Origin of the sequence: Streptomyces sp. NPDC025273 (genome assembly GCF_040638585.1) — a bacterium.
Lineage (GTDB): Bacteria > Actinomycetota > Actinomycetes > Streptomycetales > Streptomycetaceae > Streptomyces > Streptomyces cinereorectus.
Genome location: NZ_JBEZYP010000020.1, coordinates 86890 through 113698 on the forward strand (window position 1 = coordinate 86890; position 26809 = coordinate 113698).

25 protein-coding genes, 5 tRNA genes and 1 pseudogene are annotated in these 26809 nt (G+C 70.6%); 10 read left to right on the forward strand and 21 right to left on the reverse strand.

Annotated features, from left to right (window positions below; genetic code table 11):
• Positions 1 to 11: 11 nt before the first annotated feature.
• The 3 genes from rsmD to AB0F38_RS26980 all read right to left on the reverse strand — a co-directional run bounded on the left by rsmD (position 12) and on the right by AB0F38_RS26980 (position 5587).
• Complete coding sequence (gene rsmD, locus AB0F38_RS26970; protein WP_361898507.1) at positions 12 to 596, reverse strand: 16S rRNA (guanine(966)-N(2))-methyltransferase RsmD; 585 nt, start codon at positions 594 to 596, stop codon at positions 12 to 14.
• 91 nt (positions 597 to 687) lie between these two features.
• Positions 688 to 3915, reverse strand: coding sequence for a helicase-related protein (locus AB0F38_RS26975; protein WP_361898510.1), 3228 nt, complete (start codon positions 3913 to 3915; stop codon positions 688 to 690).
• A 49-nt stretch (positions 3916 to 3964) separates the two neighbouring features.
• Positions 3965 to 5587 (reverse strand): DAK2 domain-containing protein, encoded by a 1623-nt coding sequence (locus AB0F38_RS26980; RefSeq protein WP_361898513.1) that lies wholly within the window; start codon positions 5585 to 5587, stop codon positions 3965 to 3967.
• Positions 5588 to 5844: 257 nt separating this feature from the next.
• Between AB0F38_RS26980 and rpmB the strand changes: the two genes are divergently transcribed.
• Entirely contained in the window at positions 5845 to 6030 is a 186-nt protein-coding gene (gene rpmB, locus AB0F38_RS26985; RefSeq protein ID WP_003965989.1) for a 50S ribosomal protein L28, read from the forward strand.
• A gap of 83 nt (positions 6031 to 6113) precedes the next feature.
• Here rpmB and thiD read toward each other — a convergent pair whose 3' ends face one another.
• On the reverse strand, positions 6114 to 6920 hold the full coding sequence (gene thiD / locus AB0F38_RS26990) for a bifunctional hydroxymethylpyrimidine kinase/phosphomethylpyrimidine kinase (RefSeq protein ID WP_361898516.1): 807 nt from the start codon (positions 6918 to 6920) through the stop codon (positions 6114 to 6116).
• Positions 6921 to 6930: 10 nt separating this feature from the next.
• On the reverse strand, positions 6931 to 7902 hold the full coding sequence (locus AB0F38_RS26995) for a thiamine-phosphate kinase (protein ID WP_361898519.1): 972 nt from the start codon (positions 7900 to 7902) through the stop codon (positions 6931 to 6933).
• A gap of 307 nt (positions 7903 to 8209) precedes the next feature.
• Here AB0F38_RS26995 and AB0F38_RS27000 point away from each other — a divergent pair, with 307 nt between their 5' ends.
• Positions 8210 to 8443: an Lrp/AsnC ligand binding domain-containing protein gene (locus AB0F38_RS27000; RefSeq protein ID WP_056791028.1), complete on the forward strand. Its 234-nt coding sequence runs from the start codon at positions 8210 to 8212 to the stop codon at positions 8441 to 8443.
• 20 nt (positions 8444 to 8463) lie between these two features.
• Complete coding sequence (locus AB0F38_RS27005; protein WP_361898522.1) at positions 8464 to 8952, forward strand: DUF3515 domain-containing protein; 489 nt, start codon at positions 8464 to 8466, stop codon at positions 8950 to 8952.
• Between the two features lie 46 nt (positions 8953 to 8998).
• Here AB0F38_RS27005 and AB0F38_RS27010 read toward each other — a convergent pair whose 3' ends face one another.
• The 3 genes from AB0F38_RS27010 to AB0F38_RS27020 are packed head-to-tail and all read right to left on the reverse strand — an operon-like array spanning position 8999 to position 11968.
• Positions 8999 to 10174, reverse strand: a complete 1176-nt coding sequence (locus AB0F38_RS27010; protein ID WP_361898525.1) for a D-alanine--D-alanine ligase family protein — start codon at positions 10172 to 10174, stop codon at positions 8999 to 9001.
• A 34-nt stretch (positions 10175 to 10208) separates the two neighbouring features.
• Positions 10209 to 11219, reverse strand: coding sequence for an NAD(P)H-dependent glycerol-3-phosphate dehydrogenase (locus tag AB0F38_RS27015; RefSeq protein WP_361898527.1), 1011 nt, complete (start codon positions 11217 to 11219; stop codon positions 10209 to 10211).
• A complete protein-coding gene (locus tag AB0F38_RS27020) occupies positions 11216 to 11968 on the reverse strand; it encodes a lysophospholipid acyltransferase family protein (protein WP_361898530.1) in 753 nt (250 codons plus the stop codon). Before AB0F38_RS27020 ends, AB0F38_RS27015 begins: the two co-directional genes overlap by 4 nt.
• Positions 11969 to 12135: 167 nt before the next feature.
• On the opposite strand from AB0F38_RS27020, the gene cofC reads away from it, so the two are divergent.
• A complete protein-coding gene (cofC, locus tag AB0F38_RS27025) occupies positions 12136 to 12801 on the forward strand; it encodes a 2-phospho-L-lactate guanylyltransferase (RefSeq protein ID WP_361898581.1) in 666 nt (221 codons plus the stop codon).
• Between the two features lie 10 nt (positions 12802 to 12811).
• The gene (locus AB0F38_RS27030; protein WP_361898533.1) at positions 12812 to 13015 is read left to right on the forward strand and encodes a hypothetical protein; all 204 of its coding nucleotides are present in this window, start codon (positions 12812 to 12814) and stop codon (positions 13013 to 13015) included.
• Between the two features lie 89 nt (positions 13016 to 13104).
• Here AB0F38_RS27030 and AB0F38_RS27035 read toward each other — a convergent pair whose 3' ends face one another.
• From AB0F38_RS27035 to leuC, 4 genes are all read right to left on the reverse strand, one after another.
• Positions 13105 to 13752: an HU family DNA-binding protein gene (locus AB0F38_RS27035; RefSeq protein ID WP_361898536.1), complete on the reverse strand. Its 648-nt coding sequence runs from the start codon at positions 13750 to 13752 to the stop codon at positions 13105 to 13107.
• Between the two features lie 143 nt (positions 13753 to 13895).
• Complete coding sequence (locus AB0F38_RS27040) at positions 13896 to 14123, reverse strand: hypothetical protein (protein WP_361898539.1); 228 nt, start codon at positions 14121 to 14123, stop codon at positions 13896 to 13898.
• A 104-nt stretch (positions 14124 to 14227) separates the two neighbouring features.
• Positions 14228 to 14821 (reverse strand): 3-isopropylmalate dehydratase small subunit, encoded by a 594-nt coding sequence (leuD, locus tag AB0F38_RS27045; RefSeq protein WP_361898542.1) that lies wholly within the window; start codon positions 14819 to 14821, stop codon positions 14228 to 14230.
• Between the two features lie 5 nt (positions 14822 to 14826).
• On the reverse strand, positions 14827 to 16251 hold the full coding sequence (gene leuC / locus AB0F38_RS27050; RefSeq protein ID WP_361898545.1) for a 3-isopropylmalate dehydratase large subunit: 1425 nt from the start codon (positions 16249 to 16251) through the stop codon (positions 14827 to 14829).
• A 174-nt stretch (positions 16252 to 16425) separates the two neighbouring features.
• On the opposite strand from leuC, the gene ndgR reads away from it, so the two are divergent.
• Positions 16426 to 17142 (forward strand): IclR family transcriptional regulator NdgR, encoded by a 717-nt coding sequence (ndgR, locus tag AB0F38_RS27055; protein ID WP_014048551.1) that lies wholly within the window; start codon positions 16426 to 16428, stop codon positions 17140 to 17142.
• A 364-nt stretch (positions 17143 to 17506) separates the two neighbouring features.
• On the opposite strand, the gene AB0F38_RS27060 is transcribed toward ndgR, so the two are convergent.
• From AB0F38_RS27060 to AB0F38_RS27100, 9 genes are all read right to left on the reverse strand, one after another.
• A tRNA-Glu gene (locus tag AB0F38_RS27060) sits at positions 17507 to 17579 on the reverse strand.
• Between the two features lie 19 nt (positions 17580 to 17598).
• Positions 17599 to 17670: transfer RNA gene (locus tag AB0F38_RS27065), tRNA-Gln, on the reverse strand.
• A gap of 12 nt (positions 17671 to 17682) precedes the next feature.
• Positions 17683 to 17755 (reverse strand) — tRNA-Glu (locus AB0F38_RS27070).
• Positions 17756 to 17815: 60 nt separating this feature from the next.
• Positions 17816 to 17888: transfer RNA gene (locus AB0F38_RS27075), tRNA-Glu, on the reverse strand.
• 19 nt (positions 17889 to 17907) lie between these two features.
• Positions 17908 to 17979, reverse strand: a tRNA-Gln gene (locus AB0F38_RS27080).
• An 85-nt stretch (positions 17980 to 18064) separates the two neighbouring features.
• Positions 18065 to 18775: an HAD family hydrolase gene (locus AB0F38_RS27085; RefSeq protein WP_361898548.1), complete on the reverse strand. Its 711-nt coding sequence runs from the start codon at positions 18773 to 18775 to the stop codon at positions 18065 to 18067.
• 118 nt (positions 18776 to 18893) lie between these two features.
• Positions 18894 to 20366, reverse strand: coding sequence for a glutamate--tRNA ligase (gltX, locus tag AB0F38_RS27090; protein ID WP_361898551.1), 1473 nt, complete (start codon positions 20364 to 20366; stop codon positions 18894 to 18896).
• Positions 20359 to 21135, reverse strand: coding sequence for a fumarylacetoacetate hydrolase family protein (locus AB0F38_RS27095; RefSeq protein ID WP_361898554.1), 777 nt, complete (start codon positions 21133 to 21135; stop codon positions 20359 to 20361). The genes gltX and AB0F38_RS27095 overlap by 8 nt, the downstream gene beginning before the upstream one ends.
• Positions 21136 to 21218: 83 nt before the next feature.
• Positions 21219 to 21401 (reverse strand): hypothetical protein, encoded by a 183-nt coding sequence (locus tag AB0F38_RS27100; protein WP_361898557.1) that lies wholly within the window; start codon positions 21399 to 21401, stop codon positions 21219 to 21221.
• Positions 21402 to 21980: 579 nt separating this feature from the next.
• Here AB0F38_RS27100 and AB0F38_RS27105 point away from each other — a divergent pair.
• From AB0F38_RS27105 to AB0F38_RS27120, 4 genes and pseudogenes are all read left to right on the forward strand, one after another.
• Positions 21981 to 25673, forward strand: a complete 3693-nt coding sequence (locus AB0F38_RS27105) for a nitrate- and nitrite sensing domain-containing protein (RefSeq protein ID WP_361898560.1) — start codon at positions 21981 to 21983, stop codon at positions 25671 to 25673.
• A 9-nt stretch (positions 25674 to 25682) separates the two neighbouring features.
• Positions 25683 to 26096, forward strand: a complete 414-nt coding sequence (locus AB0F38_RS27110) for a roadblock/LC7 domain-containing protein (protein ID WP_275537293.1) — start codon at positions 25683 to 25685, stop codon at positions 26094 to 26096.
• A 134-nt stretch (positions 26097 to 26230) separates the two neighbouring features.
• Positions 26231 to 26638, forward strand: coding sequence for a DUF742 domain-containing protein (locus AB0F38_RS27115; RefSeq protein ID WP_003966010.1), 408 nt, complete (start codon positions 26231 to 26233; stop codon positions 26636 to 26638).
• Positions 26619 to 26809 (forward strand): annotated as a pseudogene (locus AB0F38_RS27120) (ATP-binding protein); the annotation flags it as partial. The gene AB0F38_RS27115 and the pseudogene AB0F38_RS27120, both read left to right, overlap by 20 nt.

Sequence of the window (26809 nt, forward strand, 5' to 3'; positions counted from 1 at the left end):
CTCCGATGCGGTCATCGTGCGTCTTCGCACGTAGAGGCGGCGCGACCGTACCAAAGCGTCCCCTCGCCGTAGCGACGGGCCCGCAGCGGCTCGAATCCCTCGGGCCAGTTGAATTCTCCGCCTCTGGTGCTCCGTTCCACCGTGACGAGGGCATCGTCCGTGAGCCACCCCTGGGCACGGAGTGTGAGCAGTATCTCGCCAAGATCGCCATCGGTGACGGCGTACGGCGGGTCGAGGAACACCACTCCGTAGGGGTCCGCGGGAGCCGGTCCTGTGACGATCTGCTCGGCTTTGCCCGCACGGACCTCGGCACCGGGCAGACCCAGGGTGCGGGCGTTGTCACGGACGGTGCGCACGGCCTTGGCGTCGGACTCGACGAGCAGCGCGTGGGCCGCCCCGCGGGAGAGCGCCTCCAGGCCGACGGCGCCGGAGCCCGCGTACAGGTCGGCGACACGGACGCCGTCGAGGGTGCCCAGGAGCGCCTCCCAGGTCGAGAAGAGGCCCTCGCGCGCCCGGTCGGAGGTGGGGCGGGTGCCGGTGCCGGGCGGTACGGCCAGGCGGCGTCCGCCGGCCGAGCCGGCGATCACGCGGGTCATGGGTGTCTGGTCCTCGGGTCGTGGGCGGCACACAGGACGGGACGCGTGCCGTGCTCCCCACGATATGGCGTCGGCACGGATCCGGCCCTGGTCACCCCTTGTCGAGGTACTCCTCCCGGTCCTTGTCCAGGAGCGCGTCCAGCGCGGTGCGCAGCTCGGGGAGCCGCTCCAGCGCGGGGTCGTCCGCGACGACACGGACGGCCTCCTCGCGGGCCGCCGCGATGACCTCCTCGTCGTCGATGACGCTGAGCACCCGCAGGGAGGAGCGGACGCCGGACTGCGCCTGGCCGAGGACATCGCCCTCACGGCGCTGTTCGAGGTCGATCCGGGACAGCTCGAAGCCGTCGAGTGTGGCGGCGACGGCGGAGAGCCGGGCCCGGGCGGGGCTCGCCTCGTGGGCTTCGCTGACCAGCAGACAGAGGCCCGGGGCCGAGCCGCGTCCCACACGGCCTCGCAGCTGGTGCAGCTGGGAGACGCCGAAGCGGTCGGCGTCCATGATCACCATCACGGTGGCGTTCGGAACGTTGACCCCGACCTCGATCACGGTGGTGGCGACCAGGACGTCGACCTGGCCGGCGGCGAACCGGCGCATCACGTCGTCCTTGTCGTCGGGGTGCATCCTGCCGTGCAGCACCTCGGTCCGGAGGCCGGCGAGCGCTCCCTTGCGGAGCTCTTCGGCGATCTCCAGCACGGCGAGCGGCGGACGCCTCTCGGCGTCGTCGCCGGGGGTGGCCTGCTTCTTCCCCTTCTTCCCCGCGGCCTCGTCGGCGTCGTCCCCGATGCGGGGGCAGACCACGTACGCCTGGTGGCCGTTCTCCACCTCCTCGCGGACGCGTTCCCAGGCGCGGCTGAGGAAGTGCGGCTTGTCCTTGGCGGGTACGACATGGCTGGCGATGGGCGACCGGCCGGCCGGGAGCTGGTCCAGGACGGAGGTCTCCAGGTCCCCGAAGACGGTCATCGCGACCGTTCGGGGAATGGGCGTGGCCGTCATGACGAGCAGGTGCGGCGGCTGCTCGCCCTTCGAGCGCAGGGCGTCGCGCTGTTCGACGCCGAAGCGGTGCTGTTCGTCGACGACGACCAGGCCGAGGTCGTGGAACCGCACCTTGTCCTCGATCAGCGCGTGCGTGCCGATGACGATCCCGGCCTCGCCGGTGACCAGGTCGAGCAGCGCCCGGCGGCGGGCCGGGACGCCCATCGACCCGGTGAGCAGCACCACTTTGGTGCCCCGGTCGGAGCCGCCCAGCATTCCGCCTTCCGCGAGCTCGCCCATCATCTCGGTGACGGACCGGTGGTGCTGCTGGGCGAGCACCTCGGTGGGGGCGAGCATGGCGGCCTGGCCACCCGCGTCGACGACGGTGAGCATCGCGCGCAGGGCCACCATCGTGTTGTGGGTGACCGTGAAGTGATCGGTGACGTACGCGTGACTCGGGTGGGCGACGCTGATGCACTGGACCGGCTTTCGCCCGGCGTACTCGACCGAGCGGATTCCGCGCCGGAACGTGTTGTCCTGCGGCCCGGTCCGCATGCGTGAGGCCTTGCGGGTGAGCCGGAACGGCACGTACTCGGCGGGCATGGCGATCGCCACGTCGAAGGCCGCCTGTCCCGGATGCACCCTGGCACGCCCACCGAGTGAACGGACGAGCCAGGCCACGTCGTCGGCCAGCCGCCGCGAGGCCGAGCGGAACGACACACACGTCCCTCGGGCGTCCACGGTCCCGGCCGTGTCCATGAGCCCTTGCAGGACAGCGAGCCGATGCTTGATCGTCGTGTTCTTGAATACCGGTGGGACGCATGTGTGGTGCGAGGCAGCCCCCCACGGATCCGGCGCACGCGGCACGCCGATGACCGGGTTCCTTCGCGATCCGCTCCTCGGCCCCGTCGTCCGGATGGTGTGGCCACACGTCGGACCTGGCGCGGGTACCAGCTCCCGGTCCGGTCCCAGTGCCGACCGCACCGCCGTCAGGATCTCGTCGTCGGCCGTGGACAGACGCAGGTCGTGACCGAACGAGCCGTCCCCGAGCAGCAGTCCGAACACATAGGGGTCGAAGGGCGGTTCCGACCCCGAGGTGAGATCCGCCGGTGCGGCGGACGGGAGATACCACCTGGACGACCCGTCGGCCTCGCACGTGTCCATCCTGATCTCGCGGGTCGTCATCACCTGGGGTGTTTCCCCCCGGGCCCAGGCACGGCCGGTCCCGACGATCCACAGATGCTCGTCATCGGCTTCCACCACCGTGTCGTCGGTCAGGACGAGCCGCCAGACATCCCGCTCTCCCTGGGGAAAGACCCCGTCGACTGCGGCGAACTCCCCCGTGGGAACCACCACCTCGTCGCCCCGCACGACGGTCCCCATGGGCTTGAAGCCCTCGGGGGTCAGAACCAGCGCGTCCAGCGGCTGCGCCTTGCCCGACCCCACCTCGCCCTGCAGCAGCCGGTGCATCGGGTGTTCCGTCGCGAGGTCGCCGAAGATCTCTCCGGTCACCTTCAGCTGGCCTTCGGTGAGCGTGAAGGGCAGCTTGGCGTCGAAGGCGTCGAGCAGTCCGCCGGGGACGGGTCCGCGGGCCACCGCGGGCAGCTGGGTGTCGGCGTAGCGGCGGCGGGCGAGCGCGACCTGGAGGACGAATGCCTCGTCCCACCTCAGCCGCTCCCGCGCGGCCGTGACGTCCGCCCTGGTCTGCGGGCGGTGGATCTTGAGCAGGGCCTCGGGCAGCGGGACGAATCCGCGCCCTTCCCGGAGCGTCCCGGGCAACGGGTCGACGGCGTCCCGCGCACTGGGCAGGACCGTGTCGACGGCCTTGGCGATCCGCCAGGAGTCGAGCTGCTTGCAGGCGGGGTAGATCGGCAGGAGCTGCCCGGCGAAGGCGTCGACGGCCTCGGTGGTCTCGTCCTCGTCGTGCGCGTCGAGGAGTTGGTACGTGGGGTGCGCGAGCTGTGTCTTCCGGTTGAAGACGGAGACCTTGCCCGCGAACATCGCGCGCCGCCCGGGAAGCAGCTCCTTGTGCGGTTTGTGGACCCCGTGTCCGAAGAAGACCAGCTGGAGTCTGCCGGTGCCGTCGGTGAGGGTGACTTCGAGGCGTTTGCCGCGGCCGTTGTTGAACATCATGATCCGCGCGTCGGCGACCTGGGCGACGACCGTCACGTGCTCGTCCGTCGGAAGGTCGGTGAGGGCCGTGAGGCGGCCCCGCTCCTCGTAGCGCCGGGGGTAGTGGTGCAGCAGGTCACCGACCGTGTGCAGGCCGAGGTGCTCGGCCATCACCTTCGCGGTGGCACCGCCGAGCAGTTTCTTGAGGGGTTCATCGAACGCGGACACGTGGTCCATTGCACACCACGCCACTGACACTGTCGCCGGGCGCCGCACCGGGCACCGGCTACTCGACGCCGATCAGCAGGGGTGCCGCCTGGTGGCCGCCCCGGTAGACCACGGTGTCCACGGCCAGGTAGCCCTCGCGGACGTGTTCGCGCAGGGCGTCGGCCAGGGCGTCGGGGACGTCCTCGCCCAGGACGAGGGTGACGAGTTCGCCGCCCGCCGACAGCATGCGGTCCAGGACCGTGCGGGCGGTGCCGGGGACGTCCTCACCGATGACGGCGACGTCCCCGTCGATCAGGCCGAGGATGTCGCCGGCCTGGCAGATGCCGGCCATGGTCCACGACTGCCGTTCGGCGACGGCCAGTTCGGCGTACCGGGTGGCGCCGGCCGCCGCCGTCATCGCGACCACGTCCTCGTCGAAGCTGCGGTCCGGTTCGTGTACGGCGAGCGCGGCGATGCCCTGGACGGCGGCGCGGGTGGGGACCAGGGCCACGCGGACGCCCTCGGTCCTGGCCTGCTCCGCGGCCGCGGCGGCGGTGTGGCGCAGGTCCGCGTCGTTGGGCAGCAGGACCACCTCGCGGGCGTGGGCCCGGCGGATCGCGTCGACCAGCTCGCCGCTGGCGGGCGGCTCCCCGGGGCGGGCCAGCACGGTGGTCGCCCCGGCCTCCGCGCAGAGGACGGAGAGCCCGTCGCCCGGGACCACCACGACGACCGCGCGCTGGGCGGGTTCCCGGTGCGCCCGGACGCGGTCGGCGGCGAAGTGGGTGATCCGGATCCGGTAGGGCCGGCCCGCCTCGACCCCGGCCTCCACCGCAGCCCCGGCGTCGTCGACGTGGACGTGGACGTTCCACAGGCCGTCACCGCCGACCACGACGAGGGAGTCGCCCAGCGCGTCCAGCCGGCTCTTCAGCCGGTCGACTGCGTCGTCGCCGGCCTCCAGCAGGTAGATCACCTCGAAGGCGGGGCCACTGCCCGGTCCTTCCGGGGCGCAGTCACCGGCCGGCGGCAGGACGTCGGGGGTCACCTGCGGCGTGCGCGGCGGGGCCTGCCCGCCGACCGCTTCCAGCAGCGCGCCGAGCACGGTCACCAGTCCTTGTCCGCCCGCGTCCACGACGCCCGCGCGGCCGAGGACGGCGAGCTGGCCGGGGGTCGCGGCCAGCGCCGTGCGCGCGCCTTCGCAGGCGGCGTCGAGCACGGCCGTGAGACCGGCGGTCGCGGCGGTGGCCCCGGCTGCTTCGGCGGCCGCGGTGGCCACGGTCAGCACCGTGCCCTCGACGGGGTGGGCGACGGCCAGCCGGGCGGCGGCGGCGGCCTCGGCCAGGGCGGTGCGCAGGTGATCGGCGTCACCCGCCTCTGCCAGCACGCCCGCCATGCCGCGCAGCAGCTGGGCCAGGATGGTGCCGGAGTTGCCGCGGGCGCCGATCAGGGCGCCGTGCGCCATGGCGCGTACGGCATCGGCGGGGGCGGGCACGGTGGAGCCTGTCTCGTGGGCCGCGAAGACGGCTTCGACGGCCGCCGCCGCGGACTCCACGGTCAGATAGAGGTTGGTTCCGGTGTCCCCGTCGGCGACGGGATAGACGTTGATCGCATCGATCGCCTCGCGCTCACGGCCCAGGGCCTCCAGCGCCAGTGAGCACCAGGTGCGCACCACGACGGCATCCAGGTCGTCGGGGGGCTGCGGCACCGTTGGTCCTCCTTGGGACGGCCGTGGGGGGCTGGCTGCACCGCAGAGTAGTCCTCGCGCGGTGCCCCGGGCGGGGACAGGGGTGGGACGGGCGGACCGGCGACCCGTGGTAGTTTCGTATCCCCGACGCAGGCGTTGTATGCTGCTTCGGTTGCCCGGCGAGAGTCGGGCCATTCCTCCGGTGTCGCCACTTCAGTAAAATGATTCAGGCGCGCCGGAATTCACTGTAAGTGCATCTGAAGTCTTTGGAGTGACCCGTGGCTGCCAACTGCGACGTTTGCGGCAAGGGGCCGAGCTTCGGCAACAGCATTTCGCACTCGCACCGCCGTACGTCCCGTCGCTGGAATCCCAACATCCAGCGCGTGCGTGCCGTGGTCGGTCGGACGCCGAAGCGGCTCAACGTCTGCACCTCGTGCATCAAGGCCGGCAAGGTCGCGCGCTGACGTCCCCGTCGTAGCGCAGCCTTCCGGTTGCCCAAAAAGCCGGTCCACCTCGGTGGACCGGCTTTTTGCTGTGCCCTGCGCGGTCAGCGGGTGCGGGCCGTCCAGCCGTGGTCCACGGGGCCGATCCCGCCGCCCAGGGCGAATCCCGCCGCGATCGCGCCGGTGACGTAGGCCTTCGCGGCCCGCACCGCGGCCGGTACGTCATGGCCGGCGGCGAGTCCGCAGGCGATCGCGGAGGCGAGGGTGCAGCCCGTGCCGTGGGTGTGCCGGTTGTCGTGCCTCGGGGCGCGGAGCCAGTGCTCCTCGCTGCCGTCCGTCAGCAGGTCCACGGCCTCGCCCGGCAGATGGCCGCCCTTGATGACCACCCAGCGCGGTCCGTAGGAGAGCATCCCGGCGGCGGCCCGCCGCATGTCCCGCTCGTCGGTGACCGTGAGACCGGTGAGCTGGGTCACCTCGTCGAGGTTCGGGGTGGCCACGGTGGCGACGGGCAGCAGTCGTGTGCGTACGTGGTCGAGGGCCTCGGCGGCGAGCAGCGCGTCCCCGTGCTTGGAGATCCCGACGGGATCGACGACCACGGGTGCGTCCGTCTCCGCGAGGAGTCCGGCGACGGTGTCGACGAGCACGGCCGACGCCAGCATCCCGGTCTTCACGGCCTGGACGCCGATGTCGTCGACGACGCTGCGGTACTGGGCGCGTACGGCTTCGGCGGGGAGCTCCCACGCGCCCTGCACACCCAGTGAGTTCTGGGCGGTCACCGCGGTCAGCACGCTCATTCCGTGGGCGCCGAGCGCCAGCATCGTCTTCAGGTCGGCCTGGATGCCCGCACCGCCGCCGGAATCGGATCCGGCGACGGTGAGCACGCGGGGCGGTGAGGCGGTGGGTGCGGTCATGCCCCGGAATCTACTGGGGGTCCTCGATGGAGCCGAAATGGTCCCAGCCGCCCTTGCTCGTCCAGGGCGCCCCGTCGACGGTGACCTGGGGCAGCGCGGACGGGTTCAGGACCTCACCGATCACCTTCCAGCGGGCCGGGAGCTTCACGTCCGGCGGGAACGTCGCCACGATCGCGTGGTCCTCTCCCCCGGTGAGCACCCACTGCAGCGGGTCGACGCCGACGGCCTGCCCGATGTCGGACATCTGCGAGGGGATGTCGATCAGCCCGGAGCGCAGATCGATCCGGACCTGGCTGGCCTCGGCGATGTGCCCGAGGTCGGCGACGAGCCCGTCGCTGACGTCGGTCATGGCCGTGGCGCCGAGCCCGGCCGCCGCGGGGCCTGCGTGGTACGGCGGTTCGGGACGCCGGTGGGCCTCCACGAAGGCGCGCGGCGAGCGGAAGCCGCGGGAGAGTACGGCGAATCCGGCGGCGGACCAGCCGAGCCAGCCGGTGACGGCCACGACGTCGCCGGGCCGTGCGCCGCCCCGGGTGACCGGCTCGCGGTTGCGCAGGTCGCCGAGTGCGGTGATCGCCACGGTGATGGTGTCGCCGCCGACGACGTCGCCGCCGACCACGGCCGCACCGGCGACCTGGCACTCGTCGCGCAGCCCGTCCATCAGCTCGGCGGCCCAGGTGACCGGGAGATCGGCGGGGACGACGAGGCCGAGGAGCAGCGCGGTGGGCACGGCACCCATGGCCGCGATGTCGGCGAGGTTCTGTGCGGCCGCCTTGCGGCCGACGTCGTACGCCGTCGACCAGTCGCGGCGGAAGTGCCGCCCTTCCAGCAGGATGTCCGTACTGGCCACGACCCTGCGGTCGGGAGCGGTCACGACCGCGGCGTCGTCGCCGGGTCCGAGCCGCACCGCCGGAGTGGTGGTGAGCCGGGAGGTGAGCTCTCTGATGAGCCCGAACTCCCCCAACTCGCCCACGGTTCCCTTCACCGAGTCACACCTCTCATCTATCGCACCGGACGGCTGTCCGGGCTGCTTCAGCGGCCGGAGGTCCGGACCGTGGACGGGCTGACGACAGGAGCCGGCAGCCCCGGGACGGTCCCTCTTCTGCTCCGGCGGGCTTGCGGTCGCGAGCCCTCACTGCTGTCGGTACCGTCAAGAGATACGTCAACTTCTGTGGTGCGGACGCCACGCTGGGGGCGTCAACCGGCCCGCAGGTCTCCCCGCCGCCCTCGACGACGCGATAACGTGGCGTCCCTTTCCCCCACATGATCCTCGTGGCCGCCCTGGAGGTTCCGTGGTACAGGCGTACATCCTTATCCAGACCGAGGTGGGCAAGGCGTCGATCGTCGCCGAGACCATCGCCAAGCTTCCGGGAGTGATCCAGGCAGAGGACGTCACAGGCCCCTACGACGTGATCGTGCGCGCGCAGGCCGACACGGTCGACGCGCTCGGCCGCATGGTGGTCGCCAAGGTCCAGCAGGTGGACGGCATCACACGAACCCTGACCTGCCCGGTCGTTCACCTCTGACCCCCGTCTACGCTGGTCCGGTGACGCACACCCGCCGCCGGTCCCGCCGCCCCGCACTTCTCGGTCCGTCCGCCGCCCTGGCCGCCCTGGCCGCGGCGGGCTGTTCCTCCAGTGGCGCGCAGCCCCCGGTCGCGGTTCCCACGCCGTCGTCGGAGGCCGCCGCGTACTGCCGGGAGCTTCACAAGGAGCTGCCGAAGTCGGTCACCGGTCTGGAACGGAGTGATCCCGGACCGGATTCGGTGCTGACCGCCGGCTGGGGGGACGGGGCGATCGTACTGCGCTGCGGCGTCCCCCGGCCCGCGAAGATGGACGATGCCCAGTCCGAGGGGATCGACGCGGACGGCGTCAACTGGCTGCTGGAGCAGCGGGATGACGCCGGTCCGCGGTTCACGACCACATATCGCAAGGCGTACGTCGAGGTGACGCTCGGGGTGGAGTACGCCCATGACATCACCCCGCTGTCCGCGTTCGCCGTACCCGTCAAGGAGACGGTTCCCGAGAGCCTCTAGTCGCCCCTCCCCGCGGGCTGTGCGGGAAGGGGCGCGGGCGTCGGGGTCAGCGCAGTCCGGTGGAGCGGCCCAGGGCCGCCTGGATCAGCCGGTCCACCAGCTCCGGGTAGTCCACTCCGCTCTCCTGCCACATGCGCGGGAACATGGAGATGGGCGTGAAGCCGGGCATGGTGTTGATCTCGTTGATGACGAACGTGCCGTCCTCGGTGAGGAAGAAGTCGGCGCGCACCAGGCCCTCGCAGGAGGTGGCCTCGAAGGCGGCGACGGCGAGCCGCTGGACCTCGGCGGTCTCCTCCTCGGTGAGCGGCGCGGGGACCAGACCGGCCGCCGAGTCGATGTACTTGGCCTCGAAGTCGTAGAAGTCGTGCGCGGTGACCGGCGGGATCTCGGCGGGCACGCTGGCGCGCGGTCCGTCCTCGAACTCCAGCACGCCGCACTCGATCTCCCGGCCGCGCAGCAGGGACTCCACGAGGAACTTGGGGTCGTGCCGGCGGGCCTCCTCGATCGCCTCGTCGAGCCCGGAGGGGTCGTCGACCTTGGTGATCCCCATGGAGGAGCCGCCGCGGGCGGGCTTGACGAAGAGCGGCCAGCCGTGGTCGGCCGCGAACTCCATGATGCGCTTGCGTGCGACGGGGCGGTCCGACTCCCACTCGCGGGGGCGGACGACCTCGTACGGGCCGACCGGCAGCCCGAAGGAGGTGAACACCCGCTTCATGTACTCCTTGTCCTGGCCGACCGCCGAGGCGAGGACCCCGGCGCCGACGTACGGCACGCCGGAGAGCTCCAGAAGACCCTGGAGCGTGCCGTCCTCGCCGTACGGGCCGTGGAGCACGGGGAACACGACGTCGACCTCGCCGAGCACCGTGGGAACCGCACCCGGTTCGCTCGACACGAGCTCACGGTTGCCGGGGTCGACCGAGAGCGCCACGGCTCCCCGCGCGGACCCGGCCAGCTGGTCCACGTTCGGTACGCGGCGGTCCGTGATGGCCATGCGGGCCGGGTCGTCGGCCGTGAGGACCCAACGGCCGTCCGTGGTGATGCCGATCGGCAGGACGTCGTACTTCGTCCGGTCGATGGCGCTCATCACGGCGCCGGCGGTGACGACCGAGATTCCGTGTTCGGAGCTCCGGCCGCCGAACACGACCGCCACACGCGGCTTGCGGCGCTGCTCGGAGCTCTGCTCGGAGCTCTCAGGGCTCTGGGGGAGGTTCTGGCTGCTCATATCGCGATGAGCGTACCTGCTGGTAAGGACTGAGTCAGCGCCGCTCGGGCTTGGCGCTGCGAGACATCAGCTCCTTGAGCGCGACCATGGGCGGCTTGCCCTCGTGGACGATGCCGACGACCGTCTCGGTGAGGGGCATGTCGACACCGTGCCTGCGCGCCAGATCCAGTACGGATTCGCAGGACTTGACGCCCTCGGCGGTCTGTTTGGTGACGGCGACGGTCTCCTGGAGCGTCATCCCGCGGCCGAGGTTGGTGCCGAAGGTGTGGTTGCGCGACAACGGGGACGAGCAGGTCGCCACCAGGTCGCCGAGACCGGCGAGTCCGGCGAAGGTCAGCGGGTCGGCGCCCATGGCGACGCCCAGGCGGGTCGTCTCGGCGAGGCCGCGGGTGATGAGCGAGCCCTTGGTGTTGTCGCCGAGGCCCATGCCGTCGGCGATGCCCACGGCGAGGCCGATGACGTTCTTCACGGCGCCGCCGAGTTCGCAGCCGACCACGTCGGTGTTGGTGTAGGGCCGGAAGTACGGGGTGTGGCAGGCGGCCTGCAGGCGCTGGGCCACGGACTCGTCCGAGCAGGCCACGACGGCCGCGGCGGGGCGGCGCTCGGCGATCTCCTTGGCCAGGTTGGGACCGGTGACGACGGCGATGCGGTCGGGGGTGACCTTGGTGACGTCCTCGATGACCTCGCTCATCCGCTTGGCCGTGCCGAGTTCGACGCCCTTCATCAGGGAGACGAGCACGGTGCGGGGCTCCAGGTGCGGGGCCCAGTCGGCGAGGTTGGCGCGCAGCGTCTGCGAGGGTACGGCCAGGACGGCGAAGTCGGCGCCGCGCAGCGCCTCGGCGGCGTCGGTGGTGGCCCGGACCGAGGCGGGGAGTTCGATTCCCGGCAGGTAATCCGGGTTGGTACGGGTCGTGTTGACGGCCTCGGCGACCTCGGCACGGCGGCCCCAGAGGATGACCTCGCAGCCGGCGTCGGCGAGGATCATGGCGAAGGCCGTACCCCATGAGCCGGTTCCGAAGACGGCCGCTTTTACGGGGTGCGTCACGTGGGTCCCTTTCCCTCTGCCTTGCGCCGCTGTTCAGCACGGGCCTTGCGGTGATCGTAGAGCTCCGCGGGTGCCTTCTCACCGCGTACCTCTTCGAGCTGGGCGGTGATCGCGGCCATGATGACCTCGGTCGCCTCGCGCAGCACCTCCGGCGTCGGCTCGGTCCCGTGGAAACGGGAGAGGTCGACCGGCGGTCCCGCCTGCACCTGGAGGGTCTTGCGCGGGAACAGCCGGAGCCTGTTCTCCTTGGCGTAGGGCGGCATCGCGAGGTTGGCGCCCCACTGCGCGACGGGGATGACGGGGGCCTTGGTGATCAGCGCGACACGGGCGGCGCCGGTCTTGCCTGCCATCGGCCACATGTCGGGGTCGCGGGTGAGGGTGCCCTCCGGGTAGAAGGCGACGCATTCACCCCGTTCGATGGCGGCGACGGCGGCCCGGAAAGCGTCCAGGGCATCGGTCGTCTCACGGTAGACGGGGATCTGCCCGGTGCCACGCAGCATCATTCCGACAAAGGGCGTCCTGAACAGTCCGGCCTTCGCGAGGAGCCGCGGCACCCGGCCGGTGTTGTACTGGAAATGCGCATACGAAAGCGGGTCCAGGTACGAGTTGTGATTGACCGCGGTGATGAATCCGCCGTCGGCCGGAATGTGTTCCATTCCCCGCCAGTCCCGCTTGAACAGAACCACCAGGGGCGGTTTTGCGATGACGGCCGCCAGCCGGTACCAGAAGCCGATTCTACGGCGGGACACTCGGACGCCTTTCTCTAGGACCTGACCTGCTGCCCGGCTTACGGCGGTGATGTCGCGCCCCCAGGCCCTGCTGTGTGGAGAACACCGTACGCCTCACCTGCGGGGGCGGACCTCCGGGTTGTCCGCCGGCAGGCGAGAATGAGTCCTGATGCGTACGGAGGGGGGAGATCTCCACGAACACCGACCCGACCGGCTCCTGGTCCCTGGTCGTCCCGCTGAAACCGCTCGCTCGTGCCAAGAGCAGGTTGGGGCGGGCGGCGGGCCAGGATCTGCGTCCGCGGCTGGCCCTGGCGTTCGCCCAGGACACGGTGTACGCCGCGCTGTGCTGCCGGGCGGTGCGGGATGTGGTGGTCGTCACGGACGACCCGGCAGCCGGTGCGGCGCTGGCCGCGCTCGGCGCGCGCACGGTGCCGGACGCGCCGGCGGCAGGGCTCAACGCGGCCCTGGAGCACGGCGCGCGGTCGGTGCGCGCACGGCGTCCCGGTGCCGCGGTGGCCGCGCTCAACGCCGATCTGCCCGCGCTGCGCCCCGAGGAACTGGCGCGTGTGCTCGATTTCTCGTCCACATTTCCGCGCGCATTTGTCACCGACGCACAGGGAATCGGCACCACATTTCTTTCGGCGGCGCCGGGTACGGAATTGCGGCCGGCTTTCGGCGGTCCGTCCCGGGCCAGGCATCTGGCGTCGGGCGCGGTGGAGATCCCGCATTCCGGCCTCGACTCGGTACGCAGGGACGTGGACACGGGCGACGATCTGCGGGTGGCACTGGCGCTGGGCGTGGGACGGTACACCGCGGGGCTGAGCGCTTCGATGGCGCCCGCCGCGGACCGATAGGGTTCCGCCCATGCAGGCGACCTCGTTCACGTACGACTCCGAGACCCGCACCGGCAGTGTCCTGCTCGACGACGGCACCCCGGTGGACTTCGACGCCCCCGCCTTCGACGCGGGTGGTCTGCGGCTGCTGCGTCCTGGGCAGCGGGTGCGGATCGAGACCGAGGGTAAGGGCGCGTCGCTGCGGATCACCCTGGTGACGCTGCAGACGTTCTGAGCCGCTTCCCCGTGTCCTGACAGCCCGCGGGCCGGGCTCCCCTCGGGGAGCCCGGCCCGGCGCGTGTGAGGAACGAGCGGTGCCCGGTCTCACTTCTTACGTGCGGTGACCTTCTTGGCTGTGGTCGTGCGTGCCGTGGTCTTCTTCGCGGGCGCCTTCTTCGCCGTGGCCTTCTTGGCGGGCGCCGTCTTGGTGGCGACGGCCTTCTTGGCGGTCGCCGCCTTCTTCGCCGGCGCCGCCTTCTTCGCCGCCGCCGTGGTCTTCTTCGCCGTGGCGGTGGTCTTCTTCGCCGTGGTCTTCTTGGCCGCGGCCGTGGTCTTCGCCGCCGTGGTCCTGCGCGCCGTGGCCTTCTTGGCGGTGGCCTTCTTGGCGGCCGCCTTCGCCGTCGTACGCGTGGAAGATCCGCCCGAGAGGCTGCCCTTGGGCGCCTTCTTCACCGCGACATCGTTCTTGGGGAGCTTCTTCGAGCCGCTCACCAGGTCCTTGAAGCCCTGTCCCGCACGGAAGCGGGGCACGGACGTCTTCTTGACCCGGACGCGCTCACCCGTCTGCGGGTTGCGGGCGTACCGGGCGGGGCGGTCGACCTTCTCGAACGAGCCGAAGCCGGTGACCGAGACACGATCCCCCGCGACAACCGCACGGACGATCGCGTCGAGCACCACATCGACAGCGTCTGCGGCCTGCTGGCGGCCACCGACCTTGTCGGCAATCGCTTCTACGAGCTGCGCCTTGTTCACGTCTTCCCCTTCGGAGACATTGCCGGAACGATACTGTTCAGGCCTTTTCGCACGTTAGGCAGATATATACCGCAAATCAAACACGAAACGGGCTAATCACCCTAGTGCCGCAACGAAGTCGACCGCTGCGCTGTTCCGCAGAGTCAGTCACCTTCGGGGAATCGACCCTCATCGAGGTCCTTCACCAACCGGTCCAGACGCCTTGCCGCGTCAGGGAGATCGTGCTTAGCCGCGGCCGTGACGACCAGCAGCTTCCGGGACAGCGCCATCCTTACGCCCTCCGGGACTTGCAGTGCGCGCACCCTTGCGTGCGCTTCCTTCAATCGGTCGGCGACGAGGCCATAGAGCTCGAGTTGGCTGTCGCGTTCCATGCACCGATTGTGCCATCTGGGGCGAGTTGTCGCCCGAGGGGGTCTCAACAAGCGACTGCGCCCCCTGCCGGGAGGCAGGGGGCGCAGTTCGGGAAAAGCGCTGTTCAGGCGTTGATCGTGCGCGGCTTGTGAGAGGGCCGGGCCGCCTCGTAAGTCGCAATGTCCGCTTCGTTCTGAAGGGTGAGGCTGATGTCGTCGAGCCCGTTCAGCAGCCGCCAGCGGGCGTTCTCGTCGAGCTCGAAGTCGGCCGTGATTCCCTCGGCGAGAACCTGCCGCTTCTCCAGGTCGACGGTGATCTCGGCCTTCGGATCGGCTTCCGTCAGGTCCCACAGCGCGTCGACGACCTGCTGGTCGAGGACGACGGTCAACAGACCGTTCTTCAGCGAGTTGCCGCGGAAGATGTCGGCGAACCGGGAGGAGATGACCGTCTTGAAGCCGAAGTTCTGCAGGGCCCAGACCGCGTGCTCACGGGACGAGCCCGTGCCGAAGTCGGGACCGGCGACCAGCACCGAGGCACCCTTGCGCTCCGGGCGGTTGAGGACGAAGTTCTCGTCCTTGCGCCATGCCTCGAAGAGCCCGTCCTCGAAGCCGTCGCGGGTGACCTTCTTCAGCCAGTGCGCGGGGATGATCTGGTCGGTGTCGACGTTGCTGCGGCGCAGCGGGACGGCCCGGCCGGTGTGTGCGGTGAATGCTTCCATGGCTCTCAGACTCCGGCGGGCGTACGGGCGTCGGACAGATCGGCGGGCGAGGCCAGATGGCCCAGCACGGCGGTGGCGGCGGCGACCTGCGGGGAGACCAGGTGGGTGCGTCCACCCTTGCCCTGCCTGCCCTCGAAGTTGCGGTTCGAGGTGGAGGCGGAGCGCTCACCGGGGGCCAGCTGGTCGGGATTCATGCCGAGACACATCGAGCAGCCCGCGTGCCGCCATTCGGCGCCGGCGGCGGTGAAGACCTTGTCCAGGCCCTCCTCCACGGCCTGCAGTGCGACCCGGACGGAGCCCGGCACGACCAGCATCCGTACGCCGTCGGCGACTTTGCGGCCGTCCAGGATCGAGGCCGCGTTGCGCAGGTCCTCGATGCGGCCGTTGGTGCAGGAACCTACGAAGACCGTGTCCACGCTGATCTCGCGCAGCGGCTGGCCGGCGGTCAACCCCATGTACTCCAGGGCCTTTTCGGCGGCGTTGCGCTCCGAGGCGTCCTCGTACGAAGCCGGGTCGGGGACGTTGGCCGACAGCGGCGCGCCCTGGCCGGGGTTGGTGCCCCAGGTGACGAACGGCGCGAGTTCGGCGGCGTCGATGACGACCTCGGCGTCGAAGACGGCGTCGTCGTCGGTGCGCAGCGTCTCCCAGTACGCCACGGCGGCGTCCCAGTCCTCGCCCTGCGGTGCGTGGTCGCGGCCCCGCAGGTAGTCGAAGGTGGTGCGGTCCGGGGCGATCATGCCCGCGCGGGCACCGGCCTCGATCGACATGTTGCAGATGGTCATCCGGGCCTCCATCGAGAGCTTCTCGATGGCGGAGCCGCGGTATTCGAGGATGTAGCCCTGGCCGCCGCCGGTGCCGATCCGGGCGATGACCGCCAGGATGAGGTCCTTGGCGGTGACGCTGTCGGGGAGTTCGCCCTCGACGGTGATCGCCATGGTCCTGGGGCGGGCCAGGGGCAGCGTCTGCGTGGCCAGGACGTGCTCGACCTGGCTGGTGCCGATGCCGAAGGCCAGCGCGCCGAACGCGCCGTGGGTGGAGGTGTGCGAGTCGCCGCAGACGACCGTGGTGCCGGGCTGGGTCAGGCCCAGCTGGGGGCCGACCACGTGCACGACGCCCTGCTCGACGTCGCCCAGCGAGTGCAGCCGGACACCGAAGTCCGCGCAGTTCTTGCGCAGGGTCTCCAGCTGGGCGCGGGAGACGGGGTCGGCGATCGGCTTGTCGATGTCGAGGGTCGGGGTGTTGTGGTCCTCGGTGGCGATGGTGAGGTCGAGGCGCCGGACGGGGCGCCCTGCCTGCCGCAGGCCGTCGAACGCCTGGGGGCTGGTCACCTCGTGCAGCAGGTGCAGATCGATGAAGAGAAGGTCGGGCTCGCCCTCCGCGCGCCGGACGACGTGGTCGTCCCAGACCTTTTCCGCGAGTGTCCTACCCATCGCTTTCCCTCCGGCCGGCGTCTTCGCCGGCCCAACTAGAGATTCGGTGCGCCGCCGTCCGGACCCCCGAGCGGGGCGGTGGCTACGGGCCGTTGTGTGGCCGCACGTACAGGTTCGCAACTTCCGGGGAAAATTGAACTTGCGTTTCACAGAGTGAGACGCGAGTATCGTCGTATGGACAACTCTAGTGGCGTCGGCGTTCTCGACAAGGCAGCTCTGGTATTGAGCGCCCTGGAGTCCGGTCCGGCCACCCTCGCCGGACTGGTCGCGGCGACAGGGCTCGCACGGCCCACGGCACATCGACTGGCCGTGGCACTCGAACACCACCGCATGGTGGCGAGGGACATGCAGGGCCGCTTCATTCTCGGTCCCCGGCTGGCGGAGCTCGCGGCCGCGGCCGGCGAGGACCGCCTCCTGGCGACGGCCGGGCCCGTACTCACCCACCTCCGCGACATCACCGGCGAGAGCGCGCAGCTCTACCGCCGGCAGGGCGACATGCGGATCTGCGTGGCGGCGGCGGAGCGGCTGTCCGGACTGCGGGACACCGTGCCGGTCGGCTCCACGCTCACCATGAAGGCGGGGTCCTCCGCCCAGATCCTGATGGCCTGGGAGGAGCCGGAGCGCCTGCACCGCGGCCTGCAGGGCGCCCGCTTCACGGCGACGGCGCTCTCTGGCGTACGGCGGCGGGGCTGGGCCCAGTCGATCGGTGAGCGCGAGCCGGGCGTCGCCTCGGTCTCGGCGCCGGTGCGCGGGCCGTCGAACCGGGTGGTCGCCGCCGTCTCCGTCTCCGGACCGATCGAGCGGCTGACCCGCCATCCGGGCCGGATGCACGCCCAGGCGGTCATCGACTCGGCCGCCCGCCTGAGCGAGGCCCTGCGCCGCACGGGCTGAGGACCGCTCCCACCCAACCCTCCCCGAAGGCTGCCCCAGCGCCGTGGCGGCCCCCTACCCCTACTCCCGACGCACGCCCCTTCCGCCGCCCCTGATGTCCCGGTGACCGCTCCCAGGACGCGCGGCGCCCTGCGGTTCGATCACCGCCCACGCCCCGCGGTGGAACCTCGCGGGAGCCGCGGCGTACGCGTACCGAACAGCCGCCGCACGCGCGAAGTGACCGCGAAACCGACGGAATTGGGCCGGTCAACGGCGAAGGCGCCCGCGAACTCCCCCGTGCACCGCTCATTGGTGACGGACTGTGAGGCGGGACACGAAGAAGGCCCTTCACCGGGGTGAAGGGCCTTTCCGTACCGATCTGTTGTACCCCCGACCGGATTCGAACCGGCGCTACTGCCGTGAGAGGGCAGCGTGCTAGGCCGCTACACAACGGGGGCTTGTTACTTCGGTCTTGCGCTGGGCTACCAGGACTCGAACCTAGAATGACGGTACCAGAAACCGTAGTGTTGCCAATTACACCATAGCCCATGGTGTGACAAGTACCCCCGACCGGATTCGAACCGGCGCTACTGCCGTGAGAGGGCAGCGTGCTAGGCCGCTACACAACGGGGGCCCTAGCGATCCTGCGTCAAGAACGTGGGTGCGACCCGGATGTTCTCGCGAGAAGGATCTGTACCCCCGACCGGATTCGAACCGGCGCTACTGCCGTGAGAGGGCAGCGTGCTAGGCCGCTACACAACGGGGGCTTGTTACTTCGGTCTTGCGCTGGGCTACCAGGACTCGAACCTAGAATGACGGTACCAGAAACCGTAGTGTTGCCAATTACACCATAGCCCACTGAAACGCAACCCCTAGGGGGTTTGTTTCTGTCTGCGCTTCCCGACCGGATCTTTCGGCCCGCTCGGGCGGCGCAGGAAGAACATTACCCGAAGGTGTCCGGCGCTCCAAAACGGGTATGGCCCGCCAGCAGCCCGGGGAGCTCGGCGAGGCCCGTGATCCGGACGAGTTCGGGCCGTCCGCCCCGCCCGCGCCGGTCCAGCCAGACCCCGGTGAGTCCGGCGGCCACGGCTCCGGCGGCGTCGATGTCCGGCTCGTCCCCGACGTAGACCACCTCGTGCGGATCGAGCTCCAGCGCTTCGCAGGCCGCGCGGAAAGCCCTGGCGTCCGGCTTGTAGACCCCGAGCTCCCGCGCGCACAGCAGGACCTCGAAGCGGTCGCGCACCCCCAGGGCCCGCAGCTTGCGCTCCTGGTGGTCGACGGAGGAGTTCGACAGGATCGCGTGCCGGTGCGTGCCGGCCAGCGCGTCGAGCGCCGGCACGGTGTCCGGGAAGAGCTCCCAGGAGCTCTCGTAGTGCCCTACGTACCGGGTGAACCACGCGTCGGCGTCCGCGTCGCTCAGGTCCGCGTCCAGGAACTCCCTGACCCGGTCCCGGCAGTGCGCGTACCAGTCGGACTCCCCGGCGGCGACCCGCGCCCAGTGGACGGAGGCGATGCGCATCCAGCGGTCGTGGTGGTCCTCGTCGCTGTCGGCCAGCCCTTCCGCCCGCAGATGCCGCAGCAGACCGGTGCGGTCCGACCCCGCGTAGTCGAAGATCGTGTCGTCCACGTCCCAGAGGACCGCGCGAATCGCCATGCTCCAGAACTTACCCATTGCGGGGCGCCTGGATGTCGATGGTCCGCATTCCGGTGCCGTGAACCGCCGGAGGCCGGGCTCCCCTGCGGGAATCCGGCCTCCGGCGTACGTACGTCCGTTACGCGGCGAGCTTCGCGAGCGCCGCGTCGATGCGGGCGATCGTCTTCTCGCGGCCCAGGATCTCCAGGGACTCGAAGAGCGGCAGGCCGACCGTGCGGCCGGTGACGGCGACACGGACCGGGGCCTGGGCCTTGCCGAGCTTCAGACCGTGCTCCTCGCCGGCGGCGAGGACGGCGGCCTTGAGCGCCTCGGCGTTCCACTCGGCGGCGATCAGCTTCGCCCGGGCCGTGACGAGCAGGGCGTCGGAGCCCGCCTTCATGGCCTTGGCCCAGGACGCCTCGTCCTCGACGGGCTCGTCCAGGAAGAGGAAGTCCACGTTGGCCGTGATGTCCGAGAGGACCGTGACGCGGGTCTGGGCGTGCGGGGCGATCTCCGCGAACTGCGCCGCGTCGAACGCCTCGGGCGCCCAGGGGGCGAAGGGGGCCTTCAGCCAGGGACCACAGGCCTCGGTGAAGGTCTTCACGTCGAGCATCCGCAGGTGCTCGGCGTTGACGTGCTCGGCCTTCTTCAGGTCGAAGCGCGCCGGGTTGGCGTTGACGTCCGCGATGTCGAACGCGGCGACCAGCTCGTCCCGGTTGAAGATGTCGCGGTCCTCGGCGATGGACCAGCCCAGGAGGGACAGGTAGTTGACCAGCCCCTCGGCCAGGAATCCGCGCTCGCGGTACAGGTTGAGCGAGGCCTGCGGGTCACGCTTGGAGAGCTTCTTGTTGCCCTCCCCCATGACATAGGGGAGGTGACCGAAGGCGGGGGTGTCCTTGGCGATGCCCAGCTCGATGAGCGCCTTGTAGAGGGCGATCTGGCGCGGGGTGGAGGAGAGCAGGTCCTCGCCGCGCAGGACGTGGGTGATCTCCATCAGCGCGTCGTCGACCGGGTTGACGAGCGTGTAGAGCGGGGCTCCGTTGGCGCGGACGATGCCGTAGTCCGGGACGTTCTCCGGCTGGACGGTGATGTCGCCGCGGACGAGGTCGGTGAAGGTGATCGCCTCGTCGGGCATCCGGAAGCGGACGATGGAGGTCCGGCCCTCGGCCTCGTACGCCGCGGTCTGCTCGGCGCTCAGCGCGCGGCAGTGGCCGTCGTAGCCCGACGGCTTGCCGGCCGCGCGGGCGGCGTCGCGGCGGGCGTCGAGCTCCTCGGTGGTGCAGTAGCAGTGGTACGCGTGACCCGCGGCCAGGAGCTTCTCGGCGACGTCCTTGTAGAGGTCCATCCGCTGCGACTGGCGGTACGGGGCGTGCGGGCCGCCGGTCTCCGGACCCTCGTCCCAGTCGAGGCCGAGCCAGCGCATCGAGTCGAGCAGCTGCGCGTAGGACTCCTCGGAGTCGCGGGCCGCGTCGGTGTCCTCGATGCGGAAGACCAGGGTGCCCTGGTGATGCCGGGCGAAGGCCCAGTTGAAGAGAGCGGTCCGGACCAGGCCCACGTGGGGGTTGCCGGTCGGGGAGGGACAGAAACGTACACGGACAGGACCGTTAACCACGCTTGATCACCTTGTTGGTGAGAGTGCCGATGCCTTCGATGGTGACGGCGACTTCGTCGCCGACGTGCAGGGGTCCGACCCCTGCGGGGGTTCCGGTGAGGATCACGTCGCCCGGGAGCAGCGTCATGGCTTCCGTGATGTGCACGACCAGGTCCTCGACGGAGCGGATCATGTCGCTCGTACGGCCCAGCTGGCGCTGCTCGCCGTTGACCGTGGCCTGGATCGCCAGGTTGCCGGGGTCGAGGTCGGTCTCCACCCAGGGGCCGAGCGGGCAGGAGGTGTCGAAGCCTTTCGCCCTGGCCCACTGCTTCTCGCGCTGCTGGACGTCGCGGGCGGTCACGTCGTTGGCGCAGGTGTAGCCGAAGATGACGTCCTTGACACGCTCACGCGGGACTTCGCGGCACATGCGGCCGATCACCACGGCCAGCTCTGCCTCGTGGTGCAGGTCGTCGGAGAAGGACGGGTACTCGATGGCGTCGCCCGAGCCGATCACCGAGGTGGTGGGCTTGAAGAAGGTGATGGGGACATCCGGGACCTCGTTGCCGAGTTCGGCGGCGTGTTCCGCGTAGTTGCGGCCGATGGCCACGACCTTGTTGGGAAGCACGGGCGGCAGCAGCCGGACCTTCCTCAGCGGGACCTTGGTACCGGAGAGTTCGAAGTCGGCGTACGGGATGCCCTTGATGATGTCGAGGACGAGGCTGTCAGGGCTGTCGCCCTCGACCGCGCCGAAGGCGACATTGCCGTCGATGGAGAACCTGGCGATGCGCACGGGATGCTGTCGCCCCTCACTTGCTGGCTGGCTGAAGACTGACGCTCCAGGCTAGCGCGGGTGGAGGGGGACAGCCTCGCGCATCAGCTCCCGGCCGTGGCGGGGGCTTCCATGAGGATCGTGCGGCGGGGATTGGCCGTCTGGGTGGGCAGGTCGACGGCGTGTTCCGGCTGCTCCGGCTTCTGCAGCGTTTCGGCGTTCTCGAGGTGTGCCAGGGTGGTGCGCCGGGGGTTGGCAATGTTGCGGAACGTCATCGTCGTCTTCATCTGCCGTATGGACCCTTGTCGCTGGGGCGCCGCCCGGAGGGGCACCGGTGGTCGGATTCGCTATCCCTGTAAAGCGTCAGGCTAAACATCCGCTTCCCCGTACAAGCCGGGAAGAGACGGCGATCATGATGTGAGTTTGCTCACGAAGTTGCCGACAAATGCGCTATATCGGGCAGTCGAGCACGTGAAGCAAAACGGACAATGCAGCACTGAATCCCTTATTCCGCTCCCGATCATGCCGTCTGGGACACCTGGCACCCCCCGGACACCCGCCCCTATTCATCCGATTTACCCCTGAACACGCTCCACTGCTTGTCACTCGCCCATCACACCGTGTCATCCAGGTCACAGCCCGGTACGTGGGCCTTGTTGGAGATCCTCCACTGTGCTGGAATTCCACGCACCGCCGCGGGTTTCAGGCCCGGCGCGCAGGGCGCAACGCAGCGCCGAGTGGCGGCGGGAGGGGGAAGTACGCCGGTCACTCACGACCACCATGGGGCACGTCCAGTGCCCCACGACGCCGACACCGTCCCGCCCGCAGTACGCGGAGGGACGCCTGGTCCAGAGGTTGCGACGCTAGTGCAGGGACGTTTCAAGAGGGATGGCACCGCTCCGGCGGAACAGGAGCCGCGCGGCGGGACCGACCGCGGTTCCTCGCCCCAGCACGCCCAGAACCCCGGGCCGGCCGCGGCCGGCGACAACGGCGACCGCGCACACCGATCGGGCGGCACGAGCGGCAACGGCGCGGAGACCCCCGCGCCCGCCGATGCCTCCGGTCCGACCAGCACCGGCTCACGTCTGGCCCTGCGCAACTGGCGCATCAGCACGCGTCTGGTCTCCCTGCTCGCCCTTCCCGTGGTCGCGGCGACCACCCTGGGCGGCATGCGCATCAACGAGTCCATGAACGACATGGACCAGTTGGAGCACATGCGGATCCTCACCGACATGACGAAGCAGGCGACGGCCCTCGCTAACGCGCTCCAGGAGGAGCGCGACAAGTCGGCGGGCCCCCTGTCGAACGGCGTGAAGGCCACCGACTTCAAGGTCACCGAGCCCCGGAAGCGGACGGACCGGGCCAAGGACGCCTTCTTCGAGGCCACCGACGAGATCGGCAACACGCCTGGTGACGAGGCGCTGGACAGCATCCACGCGAGCGTCAGCCAGATCGGCAACCAGCTGGGCGACATCGTCAGCATCCGTAAGGACGCCTACGCCGAGGGCGCGCCCAGCCTCAACACCGTCGACCGGTACAGCCAGCTGATCAACTCGCTGCTGAGCCTCTCGCAGGACATGGCGCAGGCGACCAGCAACCCGGACATGATCAAGCGCACCCGCGCCCTGGCGGCCTTCTCGGCCTCCAAGGAGTACGCGTCGGTCCAGCGCGCGATCATCGCCGCGGCCCTGCCGGGCGGCGACAGCGACAAGACGGACCTCGACGAGAACGACAAGACCTTCGGACGCAACGCGCTCAACAAGGAAGACCTGACGCGCAAGACGTTCGAGGCGACCTACGCGAGCACCGGGGCCGACGCCACGGAGCTGCTGGCCTCGCTCGACAACGGCAACCCCGAGATCACCTCCGCGGACATGTACGCGAAGAAGGTGCTCGACAGCCCGCTGGGCATGCAGGGCAGCAGTGCCCGTACCTACATGGACTGGTACGACCAGAGCTCCAACAAGATCCAGGCCATGAAGACCATCGAGGAGACCCTCCTCGGTGAGATGGAGACCAAGGCCCGCGAGCTGCGCGACGAGTCGCAGCGCGACGCCCTCCTCAACGGTGCGGTCATCCTCATCGTCCTCGGCGTGTCCCTGGTCGGCGCCTTCGTGGTGGCGCGGTCCATGATCCGCTCGCTGCGGCGGCTGCAGGACACCGCGACCCGGGTCGCCCAGGACCGGCTGCCCGAGCTCGTCCGGCAGCTCTCCGAGACCGACCCGCAGGACGTCGACACCTCCGTCGAGTCGGTCGGTGTGCACTCCCGGGACGAGATCGGCCAGGTGGCCGCGGCCTTCGACGACGTGCACCGCGAGGCGGTCCGACTGGCCGCCGAGCAGGCGCTGCTGCGAGGCAACGTCAACGCGATGTTCACCAACCTCTCGCGTCGCAGCCAGGGCCTCATCCAGCGCCAGCTCTCGCTCATCTCCGAGCTGGAGTCACGCGAGGCCGACCCGGACCAGCTGTCCTCTCTCTTCAAGCTCGACCACCTCGCGACCCGCATGCGCCGTAACGGCGAGAACCTCCTCGTCCTCGCGGGCGAGGAGCCGGGCCGCCGCTGGACCCGTCCGGTCCCGCTCGTCGACGTGCTCCGTGCCGCCGCCTCCGAGGTGGAGCAGTACGAGCGCATCGAACTGGCCGCGGTGCCCGCCACCGAAGTGGCCGGCCGCGTCGTCAACGACCTCGTGCACCTCCTCGCCGAGCTGCTGGAGAACGCCACGTCGTTCTCCTCCCCGCAGACGAAGGTCCGGGTCACCGGTCACGCCCTGCCCGACGGACGTGTGCTCGTCGAGATCCACGACACCGGCATCGGCCTCTCCCCCGAGGACCTGGCGGCGATCAACGAGCGGCTCGCCTCGCCGCCCACCGTGGACGTCTCGGTGTCCCGCCGCATGGGTCTGTTCGTGGTCGGCCGCCTGTCCCTGCGTCACGGCATCCGGATCCAGCTGCGCCCCTCCGACTCCGGGGGTACGACCGCACTGGTCATGCTGCCCATGGAGGTCGCGCACGGCGGCAAGCAGCCGCCGTCCAAGCAGGGCCAGGGCCAGCAGGCCGGTGCTCCCGGCGGGCTCCTCGCCGGCGGCGGCGCCCCCGGCGCGGGCGGCGGCCAGCGTCCCGGCCTCTCCGGTGGCCCGGCGGCCCCCGCCAAGGGCCTGGGCCCCGGTCCGCGCGGTCAGGTCGGTGCGGGCTCCGGTCCGCGGGCGGCACTGCCCTCGCGCGACGGCGGCCCCCGTCAGCCGCAGCAGCCGGGTGCCGGCTTCCCCGGCCCGGGCGGTCAGGGCCAGCAGGCTCCCGGTCTGCCGAACCAGGGCAGGCCCGAGGGCCCGCGTCAGGGCGGCGGACTCGCCGGTGCCTTCGGCGGCGCCGCCCGGCTGGGCGCACGCGGTCAGCAGGACCCCGCCGGTACGGACCCGAACCGGCCCAACCTGTTCGGTCACTCCGGTACGGGCCAGCCCGGCCGGCCGGGCCAGCAGAGCGGTCCGCCCGCACGGCAGGCTCCGCAGCCGCAGCAGGCCCAGCACGGCCAGGGTGACCAGGGCGGCTTCCAGCAGCCTGGCGGTCCCGGCCGCCAGCTGCCGGCGCCCGGCTCGCCGCGGGCCGAGCTGCCCGGCGGCGCCCCCCAGCCGCAGCGTCCCCAGAGCACGAGCTGGGGCGTCGAGGAGCAGGGTGCGCCCCGGCGTACGCCGCTGGACGCCCCGCGCGGTCACGAGGAGCCGGACTCCGGCAGGTTCGCCCGCCCGGGTACCTCCGCTCCGCACCAGTCCTTCGACGCGCCGCCCGCCCGGCGTCCGCCGATGGACGACCGTCAGGGCCCCGGTGCGACGGCCGAGTTCGCCCGCCCGGACTTCTCGGCACCGCAGGTGCCGGACGCGGTGAGCACCGCGCAGTTCGCCCGCCCCGACTTCGACTCCCCGCTGCCGCCGGACCAGGGCTTCGGCTCCCAGCACCAGCAGATGCCCGCACCGCGGCAGCGCGACGACGCGGACTTCGGCGCACCGCGCCCGCCGGCTCCGGCCGCGGGTGAGCCGCCGTACCGCCCGGCGCTGCCGCAGCAGCCCGAGGCGCTGCCGCCGGCCGGTCCGGGCGACGGGCGGACGCCGCTGTACGACACGCTGGAGACGAACTGGTTCCACGGCGTGCAGCAGGGCGCCCAGCAGCAGCCCGCTGCCGAGCCGCAGGCGCCGGGTGCCCCGGAGGAGACGGACACCACCGCTCCGTCCTTGCCAGGGCGCGGTGCGGCCGACACCGCCGCCACCAGTTCCTGGCGCGCCTCGCCCAACGACGAACTCGTCCGGCAGGCGGAGCGCGTCAAGAAGCCCGCTGCGGGCGGGATCACCACGTCCGGACTCCCCCGCCGTGTTCCACGTGCCAATTTGGTGCCGGGCACTGCTCAGCAGCAGAATCATCAGTCCGGACCCCAGGTTTCGCGTGCGCCCGATGACGTACGCGGCCGTCTGACCAATCTCCGCCGGGGCATCCAGCAGGGACGACAGGCCAACAACGGTCCGTCTACCGGCAGTTTCCAACTCGGCCCCACTCACCAGCAGGAGCGTTAGTTGAGCCCCATGAGTCAGGCCGCGCAGAATCTGAACTGGCTGATCACCAACTTCGTGGACAACACCCCAGGGGTGTCGCACACGGTGGTGGTCTCCGCTGATGGCCTGCTGCTGGCGATGTCCGAAGGTTTCCCGCGCGACCGCGCCGATCAGCTGGCGGCGGTCGCCTCCGGTCTGACGTCGCTGACGGCGGGTGCCTCCCGGATCTTCGAGGGCGGCGCCGTGAGCCAGACCGTTGTGGAGATGGAGCGCGGGTTCCTCTTCCTCATGTCCATCTCGGACGGTTCGTCGCTGGCCGTCCTGTCCCACCCGGACGCGGACATCGGTCTGGTCGGATACGAGATGGCACTCCTCGTCGACCGTGCGGGGACCGTGCTCACCCCCGACCTCCGCGCTGAACTACAAGGCAGTCTGCTCCACTAGGCGGCCATGCAGCAGACACCCGACACGATCCCCCCAGGTACCACTCAAAACCCTCACCCGTCCGGCCGCTTCAGCCCCCTCACCGGCCCCTTTCGACGGCAAGGCGACACCCTGCTGTCACGCCCGGAGGATTCATGACCCCGCCACCCGCCTCACCTGATCCGTACGGCGCACTGCACCACGCGTCGTACGACGGTGAAGGCGACCAGCCGCTGGTCCGTCCGTACGCCATGACCGGCGGCCGGACCCGGCCGCGTTACCAGCTCGCGATAGAGGCGCTGGTCAGCACAACAGCGGACCCCGCTCACCTCGGGACCCTGCTCCCGGAGCATCAGCGGATCTGCCACCTCTGCCGCGAGGTGAAGTCGGTGGCCGAGGTCTCCGCCCTGCTGTCCATGCCCCTGGGCGTGGCCAGGATCCTCGTGGCGGACCTGGCGGAAGCCGGCATGGTGGCCATCCACCAGCCGGGCAACGGAGAGGCCGGCGGCGCGCCGGATGTGACACTGCTCGAAAGGGTGCTCAGTGGACTTCGCAAGCTCTAGTGGCGGCACGGGCCGCGCCACCACTTCGGCGAAGATCGTCGTGGCGGGCGGCTTCGGCGTGGGCAAGACCACGTTCGTCGGTGCCGTTTCGGAGATCAATCCGCTGCGCACCGAAGCCGTGATGACGTCCGCGTCCGCGGGCATCGACGACCTGACCCATACCGGGGACAA

Excerpts from the sequence above, each read along its gene's own strand:
- rsmD (WP_361898507.1), bottom strand. The coding sequence starts at position 596 with ATGACCCGCGTGATCGCCGGCTCGGCCGGCGGACGCCGCCTGGCCGTA.
- AB0F38_RS26975 (WP_361898510.1), bottom strand. The coding sequence starts at position 3,915 with ATGGACCACGTGTCCGCGTTCGATGAACCCCTCAAGAAACTGCTCGGC.
- thiD (WP_361898516.1), bottom strand. The coding sequence starts at position 6,920 with ATGACCGCACCCACCGCCTCACCGCCCCGCGTGCTCACCGTCGCCGGA.
- AB0F38_RS27010 (WP_361898525.1), bottom strand. The coding sequence starts at position 10,174 with ATGAGCAGCCAGAACCTCCCCCAGAGCCCTGAGAGCTCCGAGCAGAGC.
- AB0F38_RS27030 (WP_361898533.1), top strand. The coding sequence starts at position 12,812 with ATGCAGGCGACCTCGTTCACGTACGACTCCGAGACCCGCACCGGCAGT.
- AB0F38_RS27040 (WP_361898539.1), bottom strand. The coding sequence starts at position 14,123 with ATGGAACGCGACAGCCAACTCGAGCTCTATGGCCTCGTCGCCGACCGA.
- leuD (WP_361898542.1), bottom strand. The coding sequence starts at position 14,821 with ATGGAAGCATTCACCGCACACACCGGCCGGGCCGTCCCGCTGCGCCGC.
- leuC (WP_361898545.1), bottom strand. The coding sequence starts at position 16,251 with ATGGGTAGGACACTCGCGGAAAAGGTCTGGGACGACCACGTCGTCCGG.
- ndgR (WP_014048551.1), top strand. The coding sequence starts at position 16,426 with ATGGACAACTCTAGTGGCGTCGGCGTTCTCGACAAGGCAGCTCTGGTA.
- AB0F38_RS27085 (WP_361898548.1), bottom strand. The coding sequence starts at position 18,775 with ATGGCGATTCGCGCGGTCCTCTGGGACGTGGACGACACGATCTTCGAC.
- AB0F38_RS27100 (WP_361898557.1), bottom strand. The coding sequence starts at position 21,401 with ATGAAGACGACGATGACGTTCCGCAACATTGCCAACCCCCGGCGCACC.
- AB0F38_RS27110 (WP_275537293.1), top strand. The coding sequence starts at position 25,683 with ATGAGTCAGGCCGCGCAGAATCTGAACTGGCTGATCACCAACTTCGTG.
- AB0F38_RS27115 (WP_003966010.1), top strand. The coding sequence starts at position 26,231 with ATGACCCCGCCACCCGCCTCACCTGATCCGTACGGCGCACTGCACCAC.